The organism is Acinetobacter sp. UBA1297, from assembly GCF_002307755.1.
In the GTDB taxonomy this organism is placed as follows: Bacteria; Pseudomonadota; Gammaproteobacteria; order Pseudomonadales; family Moraxellaceae; genus Acinetobacter; species Acinetobacter radioresistens.
In genome coordinates, this window is the sequence record NZ_DBUF01000014.1 from 99,259 (window position 1) to 110,281 (window position 11,023).

Annotated in this window: 8 protein-coding genes; 7 read left to right on the forward strand and 1 reads right to left on the reverse strand. The window is 42.0% G+C overall.

The window, feature by feature from the left end; translation table 11 throughout:
- Nucleotide 1 precedes the first annotated feature (1 nt).
- The 7 genes from B3R63_RS06720 to galE all read left to right on the forward strand — a co-directional run bounded on the left by B3R63_RS06720 (nucleotide 2) and on the right by galE (nucleotide 9,096).
- A complete protein-coding gene (locus B3R63_RS06720) occupies nucleotides 2–1,009 on the forward strand; it encodes an ATP-grasp domain-containing protein (protein WP_286729282.1) in 1,008 nt (335 codons plus the stop codon).
- A 17-nt stretch (nucleotides 1,010–1,026) separates the two neighbouring features.
- A complete protein-coding gene (locus B3R63_RS06725) occupies nucleotides 1,027–2,202 on the forward strand; it encodes a DegT/DnrJ/EryC1/StrS family aminotransferase (protein ID WP_286729284.1) in 1,176 nt (391 codons plus the stop codon).
- A gap of 162 nt (nucleotides 2,203–2,364) precedes the next feature.
- Nucleotides 2,365–4,239, forward strand: a complete 1,875-nt coding sequence (locus B3R63_RS06730) for a polysaccharide biosynthesis protein (RefSeq protein ID WP_286729286.1) — start codon at nucleotides 2,365–2,367, stop codon at nucleotides 4,237–4,239.
- A gap of 14 nt (nucleotides 4,240–4,253) precedes the next feature.
- Nucleotides 4,254–5,132 (forward strand): UTP--glucose-1-phosphate uridylyltransferase GalU, encoded by an 879-nt coding sequence (gene galU, locus B3R63_RS06735; protein ID WP_286729288.1) that lies wholly within the window; start codon nucleotides 4,254–4,256, stop codon nucleotides 5,130–5,132.
- Between the two features lie 13 nt (nucleotides 5,133–5,145).
- Complete coding sequence (locus tag B3R63_RS06740; protein WP_286729290.1) at nucleotides 5,146–6,411, forward strand: UDP binding domain-containing protein; 1,266 nt, start codon at nucleotides 5,146–5,148, stop codon at nucleotides 6,409–6,411.
- Nucleotides 6,408–8,084, forward strand: a complete 1,677-nt coding sequence (pgi, locus tag B3R63_RS06745; protein WP_286729292.1) for a glucose-6-phosphate isomerase — start codon at nucleotides 6,408–6,410, stop codon at nucleotides 8,082–8,084. Before B3R63_RS06740 ends, pgi begins: the two co-directional genes overlap by 4 nt.
- Entirely contained in the window at nucleotides 8,077–9,096 is a 1,020-nt protein-coding gene (galE, locus tag B3R63_RS06750; protein ID WP_286729294.1) for a UDP-glucose 4-epimerase GalE, read from the forward strand. Before pgi ends, galE begins: the two co-directional genes overlap by 8 nt.
- A 47-nt stretch (nucleotides 9,097–9,143) precedes the next feature.
- Here the strand turns inward: galE and B3R63_RS06755 are convergent, their stop codons facing one another.
- Entirely contained in the window at nucleotides 9,144–10,517 is a 1,374-nt protein-coding gene (locus B3R63_RS06755) for a phosphomannomutase CpsG (protein ID WP_151984778.1), read from the reverse strand.
- Nucleotides 10,518–11,023: the final 506 nt, after the last annotated feature.

The following is an 11,023-nucleotide window of genomic DNA, read 5'->3' on the forward strand; positions in this document are numbered from 1 at the left end:
TATGAATATTTTATTTACCTGTGCTGGACGCCGTAATTATTTAATTAATTACTGTAAACAAGCTTTAGCAGGTGAAGGTAAAGTTCTAGCAACAGACATGAGTCATCTTGCACCCGCAATGGCAGATGCTGATATTAGTTTAATAGTACCTTCTATATATGATAATTCATATATTCCTACTCTCTTAAATATTGTTGAAGAGTATAAGGTTAAAGCTATTATATCTTTAAATGATCTAGAATTACCTATATTAGCTAATCATAAAAAAAGTTTTCAAACTTTAGGAGTAACTTTAATAGTATCAGACCAATCAGTTATAGATATTTGTTTTGATAAAATTAAAACGAAAGATTTCTTACAAAGTATAGGTTTAAATACTCCTTTAACTTTTATTAATTTAGAACAGGCAATAGAGGCTATTCACTCAGGAGAACTTAATTTTCCTTTAGTTCTTAAACCTCGTTGGGGAAGTGCATCCATTGGTATTGAGTTTCCTGAAAGCCTTGAAGAGTTAAAGCTGGCCTATAGTCTATTAGAGATCAAGCTAAGAAGAACGATTCTCTTTGAAGCAAGTAAGCAAGAGTTAGATGCAGCTATTTTAATTCAAGAAAAGTTAGAGGGTCCTGAGTATGGAATGGATATTGTTAATACCTTTAATCAGGAATATTTTTCTACAGCGGTACGTAAAAAACTGTCTATGCGTGCTGGTGAGACTGATAAAGCCCAGTCAATTATCGACTCACGTTTTGAACAGATTGGACAAGAAATTTCTAAAAAATTAAAACATATTGGTAATTTAGACTGTGATGTATTTGAGCATCACAATAAACTTTATGTTTTAGAATTTAATCCACGTTTTGGTGGAGGCTATCCATTTTCACATGAAGCAGGCATGAATACGATGCAAGCTTATATATCATGGCTAAAGTCTATACCTATTGATCAAAGTATTAATCATTATCAAGCTGGAATTGTATTTTCTAAGTGTGATCGTCTAATTCAACTTTAATAAACTAAGGCTTTTTTATGTTAAACACTGCATTTGAACCATGGCCGAGCTTTACCCAAGAAGAGGCCGATGCGGTCTCTCAGGTTTTACTGTCTAACAAAGTAAACTACTGGACCGGGCAGGAATGCCGCGAGTTTGAACAAGAGTTTGCCCGCTTTGCCGGTAGTGCTTATGCAGTAGCTTTGGCCAATGGGACAGTGGCGTTAGATGTCGCGCTTAAAGCCTTAGGGATCGGGCCGGGAGATGACGTGATTGTCACCTCACGCACTTTTCTGGCCTCTGCCAGTTCAATTGTCACAGCCGGTGCTAATCCTGTTTTTGCCGATGTCGAGCTGGATTCACAAAATATTTCCCGTGCTACGATTGAAGCTGTTCTAACACCAGATATCAAAGCAATTATCTGTGTGCATCTGGCGGGCTGGATGTGTGACATGGACCCCATCATGCAACTGGCTGCTGATAAAGGGCTATATGTAATTGAAGACTGTGCGCAAGCACATGGTGCACAGTATAAAGGCCGGCCGGCCGGTTCAATCGGTCATATTGCGGCATGGTCATTCTGTCAGGATAAAATTATGTCCACAGGGGGTGAAGGCGGTATGGTCACCACCAATGATGAAGCGCTGTGGAAAAAAATGTGGTCTTATAAAGATCATGGCAAGAACTTTGACAGTATTTATCACAAGCAGCATCCACCAGGCTTTCGCTGGGTACATGATTCATTTGGAACCAACTGGCGCATGATGGAAATGCAGGCAGTCATTGGTCGGATCCAGTTAAAAAGAATGCCAGAATGGACCAGGAAGCGAACTGAACATGCTCAGAAAATTCTAGATACCTGTGCACAAAGTCAGTATTTTTCTGTACCGAATGTACCACCTGAGTTTGTACATGCTTACTATAAATGCTATGTACAAGTGAAGCCAGAAAACCTGCCAAAAGGCTGGGACCGTGACCGGATCATGCAGGAGATTAATACCCTGGGCGTTCCGTGTTTTAGTGGTTCATGCTCAGAAGTGTATCTTGAACATGCATTTGATCATACACCATGGCGACCGGCTGAGCGTCTTCCACAAGCAAAGCAGTTGGGTGAGACCAGTCTGATGTTTCTGGTACATCCCACCTTAAGTGGCCAAAGTATAGAAAAAACAGTTAAAGCTATTCAGAAAGTGATGGCAATGATGAATTCTTGATTTGGAATCTGGTGGTAAATGTGAAGGTTTTATCAATGCTTTACCACTTTTATTTTAAAATTCCATATTTTTCGTAGTACTTAGTAAGAAGTAGTTTATTTCTTAAATATAAACGCGTATAAAGTTTTGTATTTGATGAAATAATTATATTAGAAGATCATCGTGAAACAACTTATTCTAAAATTTGCAGCAGCTCCTCGGCTGGTAAAACAGGGTTTTCTGGTTTTACTGGATTTATTTGTTCTGCTGGTTCTCCTCTGGCTCTGTTATGCCATCCGGCAGTTTGACCTCAGTGTTGACGTGGTGCCTGGTTTACCTTATGGCGCTTTGGTTATCAGCAGTCTGGGCGTATTATGCTTGGCAGTATGCGGAATCTATCGCTTTATTGTGCGTACCTTTAATGAATTTTTCATGATGAAACTGGCAGTAGCCATATTTCTGATGATTGCTATGCTGTACGCCTTAGCCTATTTTTCTTCTGCTTTTATTCCTATGTCTATTCCTCTCATGTTTGGTTTCATGATGTTTGGCTGGGTCTGGTTCAGTCGCGCTATTATTCGTTTTACGGTAAAGGGTGTTGCACAGACCGGGCAGGGACGCAAGCGAATAGTAATTTATGGCGCAGGGCATGCCGGTCAGCAGATAGCAGCAGCATTATTTCGTTCTGACGAACATTTGCCAGTTTTCTTTATGGATGACAAAAAGACCTTACAAGATCGGATTATTGGAGGTTTAAATGTCTACTCTATCCAGAAAGGGCTAAGTTTAATTAAAAAATGTCAGATAGAAGAGATTTTAATTGCTATTCCTTCGGCTAGCCGGGTCCGTAAAAGTGAGATTATTAAACAGCTGGAACCGGCACGGCTTAAAATTACCGAGCTTCCGGGCCTGACCAAACTGGTAGATGGTGATATTAAAATCGCCGATATCCGTGAAGTAGATATTATTGACCTGCTTGGCCGCGATCCTGTACCGCCAATTGATCACCTTCTAGCTAAAAACATTCATAATAAGGTAGTTATGGTGACTGGGGCAGGTGGGTCAATCGGCTCAGAATTATGCCGCCAGATTATTAAAAACCAGCCTTTACGTCTGGTAATTTATGAATTAACCGAGTTTGCCCTGTACAGTATTGATAAAGAACTGCGTCTGGCGACCCAATGCGAGATTATTCCAATTCTAGGGACCGTGCTCGACCAGCAGAAACTGGAACGGGTAATTGAGCAGTACGCAGTACAGACGGTTTACCATGCTGCAGCCTATAAACATGTGCCACTGGTCGAATGTAACCCGATTGCCGGTCTTAAAAATAATGCCATTGGTACGGCCAATAGTCTGAATGCTGCCATTAAAAAGGGTGTGGAAACCTTTGTACTGATCTCAACCGACAAGGCAGTCCGCCCGACGAATGTAATGGGGGCATCCAAGCGCATGGCAGAGCTATACTGTCAGGCAATGGCAGAAGAACAGGCCCAGACCCAGATCAGTATCGTGCGCTTCGGTAATGTATTGGGCTCATCTGGTTCAGTAGTACCTCTGTTTAAACAGCAGATTGCTAAAGGTGGTCCAATTACTGTGACCCATCCTGAGGTTACCCGTTATTTTATGACTATTCCTGAGGCTTCACAGCTGGTGATACAGGCTGGGGCACTCGGTACAGGTGGCGATGTATTTTTACTTGATATGGGGGAGCCGGTACGGATCCAGGATCTGGCACGGCAGATGGTATCTTTAAGTGGTTTAACAGTTCGTGAACAAGATACAACCGAAGGCGATATAGAGATTCGCTATAGTGGTCTGCGCCCGGGTGAAAAATTATATGAAGAATTGCTGATTGATCATGACAATACACAAATTACAGAACATAGCCGTATTTTAAGGTCATTTGAAAAACACTATACCTTTAGCGAGCTATTACCTGTATTTGAACGTATTAATAACATGACAGCTATTCAGACTGATATTGACTGGGCACTTGGCCAGCTTGAATATTATGTTGATGGCTATAAACGCAGTGGACTTGTTTCAGTAAACTAAACTTTGGAAATAATATGCAGATTAAAAAAGCGATTCTTCCGGTAGCGGGACTGGGAACCCGCTTTTTACCCGCCAGTAAGTCTATTCCTAAAGAAATGGTAACTGTTGTTGACCGCCCGGCGATTGAATATGTGGTACGTGAAGCAGTAGAGGCTGGAATTGAAGAAATTATTCTGGTAACCCATGCGTCTAAGGGAGCTATTGAAAATTACTTTGACCGTAATTTTGAGCTCGAAACCACGTTAGAACAAAAAAAGAAGTTTGACCTGTTAAAAGAAATTACTGAAATTATTTCTTCTCATATTAGTGTCATTAGTGTACGCCAGCCGCAGCCACTCGGGCTGGGTCATGCTGTACTCTGTGCCAAAGCAGTAGTAGGGAATGAACCTTTTGCTGTTCTGTTACCTGATGTTCTGGTGAAAAATGAGAAAGGTATAAATGATCTGGCACAAATGATGCAGCGTTATGAGACTGCACAGGCTGCCCAGATCATGGTAGAGGCCGTACCGGATGAGCTGGTGGATCAGTACGGTATTGTTGATGTTTCTCTTCTACCTGAAGCAGGGCAAAGTGTAGCCATACAGGGAATTGTTGAAAAACCTGCAGTTGGTACAGCGCCCTCTAATCTATCCGTGATTGGCCGTTATATTTTACCGGCAGAGATTATGCAGCTGCTTGAGCAGACACCCAAGGGGGCCGGTAATGAGATTCAGTTAACGGATGCAATTGCGCTGTTACAGCAGAAACAGGTGGTAGAAGCTTACCGGATGCAGGGACAGACTTTTGATTGTGGTAGCAAGTTGGGTTATCTCAAGGCAGTGTTACATTATGGGGTTAATCATCCGCAGCTGGGTACAGACTTTAAGGCATTAATTCAGGAACTCGATTTTTAAAGCAGGAGGCACTATGAAAATTGCGGTATTTGGCGCAACCTTACAAGCCGCGGTAATGAGTGCTTTATGGGCAGAGACAGGCCACCAGGTCTACTGGTGTCAGGGACTTGAAGAAACCTGTGCACCAGGTCTTACCCTAGATACCCAGCTACTTGAGCTTCTGAGCCGGCAAAAACACTTGGGGAATTTAAAAGAGGCCAGTTTAAGCAGTTTAAAAGAAGATATTGATGTTTATTTTTTTGGCTTTAACCCCTCCTGTTTTCAGGAAGCCTTAGATATTGTCCAGCATTTAAGCCGTCAACCCATTATCCACCCGAAATTAATGATCAATGGTTCTACTTTTGGTTTGAAGGGTACAGCTTCACTACAGAAAATTCTGGCTAAAGATGCCTGGGTTTACTTGCCTGACATGATTCAGGAGGGTAAGTCGGCCGAGAGTTTTACTCACTCACGTGAAGTCGTAATTGGTATTGATGAAAAATATTATGATTTTGCCCAGACCCAGACCCGTGAGCTGCTGAGACCCTTTTTTCCGTTGAGCCAGCAGTATCTGTTCATGCCCATACTGGATGCAGAATTTACCAAGCTGAGTATTTCTGGCATGCTGGCCACTCGCATCAGCTATATGAATGACTTGGCCCAGGTCGCAGAAAAATTGCATATTGATATTGAAAATGTACGTTTGGGCCTAGGTGCTGACAGCCGGATTGGTTCAAGCTATTTACAACCGGGAGTCGGATTCGGGGGCGATAATTTCTCCAGGGATATTCTGACCCTGTCAGAAACTATGTCGAGTAGTGGTACCAACAGTCGCCTTTTACAGCAGGTCTGGGAGATTAACGAGCAGCAGAAGGAAATACTTTTCCGTAAATTATGGAATTATTACTGCTGTGACTTGCAAGGTAAAACGGTTGCAATCTGGGGTGCGGCTTTTAAGGAAAATACCAGCAGTACCATTAATTCTCCAGTGCATACCATGCTGGAAGCCTTATGGGCGCAGCAGGTGACTGTAAAACTGCATGACCCGGCTGCTCTACCAGATCTGGAAAACTATTATGGTAAGCGTGAAGACCTGATTCTCTGCCGTAATCCTTATGAAGCGGTACAGGATGCTCACGCCCTATGTCTGATGACAGCGTGGAAAGCCTACTGGAGTCCAGACTATTCCCGTTTAAAACAGTTAATGGCACATCCTATGATTCTGGATGGCCGTAATATTTATGACCCAGCTTATGTCAGAGCCCAAGGTTTTGCCTATGAAGGAGTGGGGCGCATATGAACCAGAATATACAACAGACATCAGAGTTTCCCAAAAATATGCCGGCCTATCAGAAGCTGGAACAGCTGGCAGAGGCACTCAAAGCCCAGCATTTAAATGATCTATTTAAGAATGAACCAGACCGCTTCAATGATTATTCTATTCATATTGAACAGTTGACCTTTGATTATAGCAAGCATCGGGTAAATCAGGATGTCATGGAACAGCTGGTAGCATTGGCTGAACAGCAGAAGTTACCGGAATGGATTCATGCATTATTTTCTGAGCAGGAAATTAATTACACCGAGCAGCGTGCAGCTATGCACTGGGCCTTGCGGTTGCCTGAAAATGAAGTAAAACATGCTGATCTGGCAGCACAGGTCCATGAACAGTTACAGCGTATGTATAGGCTGGTCGAGAAAATCCATGCTGGACAGTTCCGCGGCGCGACTGGTGAAGTAATACGGGATATTGTAAATATTGGAGTAGGTGGATCAGATCTTGGTCCTCTGATGACCAGTTATGCATTAGGTGATTTCAAGGTTCAGAGCCGCAGATCTCTAGGGGTCCACTTTGTTTCCACAATTGATGGTAGTCAGCTATCAGATCTGCTGCATCAGTTACGTCCTGAAACCACCCTCTTTATTATTTCATCAAAATCTTTTAGTACCATCGATACCCTGTCAAATGCCCAGACTGCACGGCAATGGTTAGAAAAAGAACTCGGCCAGCATCCCCATATTTTAAAAAGTCATTTTATTGGAGTCTCTACCAAGCCTGAAAAAATGACAGAATGGGGAATCGTGCCTGAAAACCAGTTACTGTTATGGGAATGGGTCGGTGGACGCTATTCACTCTGGTCCTGTATTGGTCTACCGATTGCCTTAACCATTGGAATTGAAGGCTTCAAACAATTTTTGGGCGGTGCTTACACAGTAGACCGGCATTTCCAGGAAGCTCCACTACATAAAAATATTCCCGTATTGATGGCTTTACTCGGGGTGTGGAACAGTAATTTTCTGGAAATACAGACCCATGCCATTTTGCCTTATGATGGCCGCCTGAAATATTTTGCCTCTTATTTGCAGCAACTGGAAATGGAGTCAAATGGCAAATCTGTACAGCGTAATAGCGAACGGGTAAATTATAATACCTGCCCTATTATCTGGGGTGAGGTAGGCCCAAATGCACAACATGCGTTTTACCAGTTGCTGCATCAGGGAACACAAGCGGTAAGTTGTGATTTTATTGCTCCAGTCAAGCGTTATAATGCTAATCAGTTTACCTATATCCAGAATGCTGAAGCCTTGGTAGAACAGCATCACCTCGCTCTGTCTAACTGTCTGGCGCAGTCACGTTTGCTGGCATTTGGCAATGCAGCCCTGAATCAGGATGAGTCCGCACAACTGCCGATCTATAAGCAATATGAAGGTAATCAGCCAAGCAGTACCCTGCTGTTACAAGAACTTAATCCATTTAGTCTGGGAATGCTGATCGCACTCTATGAACATAAAGTTTTTGTACAGTCAGTTATCTGGAATATTAACCCATTCGATCAATGGGGAGTGGAAAAGGGTAAGCAGATTGCTAACGAACTGCTCCCCATACTGAATCGTCAGCAGGAAAATATCTCTCAGTTGGATGCTTCTACTCAAGGTTTAATTAAAGTGTTATTAGGTCAATATTATGGCTAAAGTTTTAGTCACAGGTGGAGCAGGCTATATTGGTTCGCATACCTGTATAGAGTTACTCCAAGCCGGACATGAAGTAATTGTGCTTGATAATTTAAGTAACAGTTCAGAAGAGGCTTTGCATCGAGTACAACAGCTCACACAAAAGTCACTGGTTTTTATTCAGGGCGACATACGAGACCATCAGGTGCTTGACCAGATATTTGATGAATATAAAATTGATGCCGTTATTCATTTTGCTGGGCTGAAAGCAGTTGGGGAAAGCCAGCAGGTGCCGCTGGTGTATTTTGATAACAATATTGCAGGCAGTATAGCTCTGGTTCAGGCGATGCAGAAAGCTCAGGTATATCGGCTGGTATTTAGCTCGTCTGCTACAGTCTATGACGAAGCCAATATCTCTCCTTTAAAAGAAGAAATGCCAACAGGTATGCCAAGCAATAACTATGGCTACACCAAGCTAATGGTTGAGCAGATCTTAGAGAAACTTTCTATAGCGGATGAGCGGTGGTCTATTGCGTTATTAAGATATTTTAACCCGGTTGGGGCCCATCAAAGTGGTCAGATTGGTGAGGATCCACAAGGTATTCCAAACAATTTAATGCCGTATATTACCCAGGTAGCAGTGGGTCGCCGTGAAAAATTGTCGATCTATGGTAGTGATTATGATACGGTAGATGGCACAGGTATCCGTGATTATATACATGTGGTTGACTTGGCAAATGCCCATTTATGTGCTTTAAATAACCGTTTAAACTCACAGGGATGTCGTGCCTGGAATATCGGTACTGGTCAAGGATCTTCGGTATTACAGGTAAAAAATGCATTTGAAGCAGTGAATCAAGTCAAGATTCCATTTGAGTTTGTTCCTCGCCGTACAGGTGATGTTGCAATATCCTTTGCAGATAATTCGCGTGCAATGGCTGAATTGGGCTGGCAGCCACGATATACCTTGGAAGATATGTTAAAAGATAGCTGGAAATGGCAGCAGCAAAATCCGCAAGGTTATCATTCCTGAAAAGTAAAAACGGAGTCAATACTCCGTTTTTTTATAATCTTTTTATATTAACTTCCCTGAATAAGTGCGGTCAGTTCATCAATATAGTGCAGCATTGGTCGCGCAGTCCGTTCAGCCTGGATTTCAATATTCAGGCGTAGCAAAGGTTCAGTATTTGAAGCACGAACATTGAAACGCCATTCTCCAAAGTTCAGGCTGACCCCGTCAGTCTTATCAATTTGCGGTTGTTGTGATTGATAATGTGCCAAGATATTCTCAATCGTCTTTTGAGTATCTTCAACCTTAAAATTGATCTCACCACTACAAGGGAATTTTTCAATCATACGCTCAACCAGGCTCGAGAGTGTTTGGCCGGTTTCTGACAGCAGGGCAATAATGAGTAACCATGGAATCATTCCACTATCACAGTAGGCAAAATCACGAAAATAATGGTGAGCACTCATTTCGCCGCCATACACAGCATTGTGTTCCCGCATAACATCTTTAATAAAAGCATGACCTGACTTGGACTGGACTGCAACACCATGGTACTGCTCGACAATATCGAGGGTATTCCATACCAGACGCGGATCATGCACAATTTTTTCACCCGACTGTTTAATCAAAAATGCCTGTGCCAGCAATCCGACAATATAATATCCTTCAATAAACTGCCCTTTTTCATCAAACAGGAAGCAGCGGTCAAAGTCGCCATCCCAAGCAATACCTAGGTCTGCCTGATGTTGCAGTACCGCTTGGCGGGTAACATCACGGTTTTCAACCAGAATCGGATTGGGAATACCATTCGGAAAATGCCCATTGGCCTCATGATGAATTTTAATAAACTCTACCGGTATATCTAAGGTCCGGAATTTAGTCTCAATAGCATCAATTACATGTCCGGCCGCACCATTTCCGGCATTAACGACCAGTTTAAGCGGGCGAATCTTGCCGGGTTCGATATAATTCATCAGATGTTCAACAAACTCTGGCAGAATATTATAAGACTGGGTAGTTCCTGGTTTTTGTACCTGTGTAAAGTTTTCACTCTCAGCTAAAGCCTGAATAGCTTTTAAACCCGTATCTGCACTGATGGGGCGTGCATTTTCACGGACCAGTTTCATACCGTTATAATCCATCGGATTATGACTGGCAGTAATCTCGATTCCACCTTGTACATTTAGATGGAAAGCCCCAAAGTAAACTTCTTCGGTTCCAGTCATACCCAGATCCAGTACATTAACGCCGGCATCATTTAAGCCGCGAATAGTGGCCTGTTTTAGAGATTCACTGCTAAGACGAATATCACACCCCACTACCACAGTCTGAGGCTGATAAATCTGTCCATAGGCACGGCCAATTTTATAAGCAATCTCTTCATTCAGCTCTGTTCCGAGCTTGCCACGGATGTCATAAGCTTTAAAGCAGGTAAGTACAGTCATGAGTGATGATCAATTTTTATAAAGATGGATCTTATTATAGACCTTTGAAAAGTTATTCTAAGTATCAATCACTTACGCTTACAAAAAATAAAGAACATAAAAGTAAATTAAACTTGAATATATAACCTGTCTTTAGCAGTTAAATAAAAACAGCATTATATAAAAATTAAAGATCTTACTTATCCATAATTCAGGTAGTTTTACCTGCTGCAGCTATATTCTTATTATCCGGTAAGTCTTTATATATTTATTATAGGGCCAGTGAACATTACTCATTTTACCAGTAGCACGGCTTCCTTGGCTGAAATGTTCTTATGACTGGTATGATTTTATACCCACAAATATATGACTTTATTAACAATACGATTTTAAGGATAGCTTATTTTTAAACTTATAAATTTTGCTTTAGCTTTTTGATTTTAACTCAAAAACAATATATTCGATTAGCATTAAAAAAGCCCCAAGTTCAACTTGAGGCTTTTTAGAATCTGGAGCGGGAAACGAGA

Coding starts and splice junctions, on each gene's coding strand:
- B3R63_RS06720 (WP_286729282.1), top strand. CDS start 2: ATGAATATTTTATTTACCTGTGCTGGACGCCGTAATTATTTAATTAAT.
- B3R63_RS06725 (WP_286729284.1), top strand. CDS start 1,027: ATGTTAAACACTGCATTTGAACCATGGCCGAGCTTTACCCAAGAAGAG.
- galU (WP_286729288.1), top strand. CDS start 4,254: ATGCAGATTAAAAAAGCGATTCTTCCGGTAGCGGGACTGGGAACCCGC.
- B3R63_RS06740 (WP_286729290.1), top strand. CDS start 5,146: ATGAAAATTGCGGTATTTGGCGCAACCTTACAAGCCGCGGTAATGAGT.
- pgi (WP_286729292.1), top strand. CDS start 6,408: ATGAACCAGAATATACAACAGACATCAGAGTTTCCCAAAAATATGCCG.
- galE (WP_286729294.1), top strand. CDS start 8,077: ATGGCTAAAGTTTTAGTCACAGGTGGAGCAGGCTATATTGGTTCGCAT.
- B3R63_RS06755 (WP_151984778.1), bottom strand. CDS start 10,517: ATGACTGTACTTACCTGCTTTAAAGCTTATGACATCCGTGGCAAGCTC.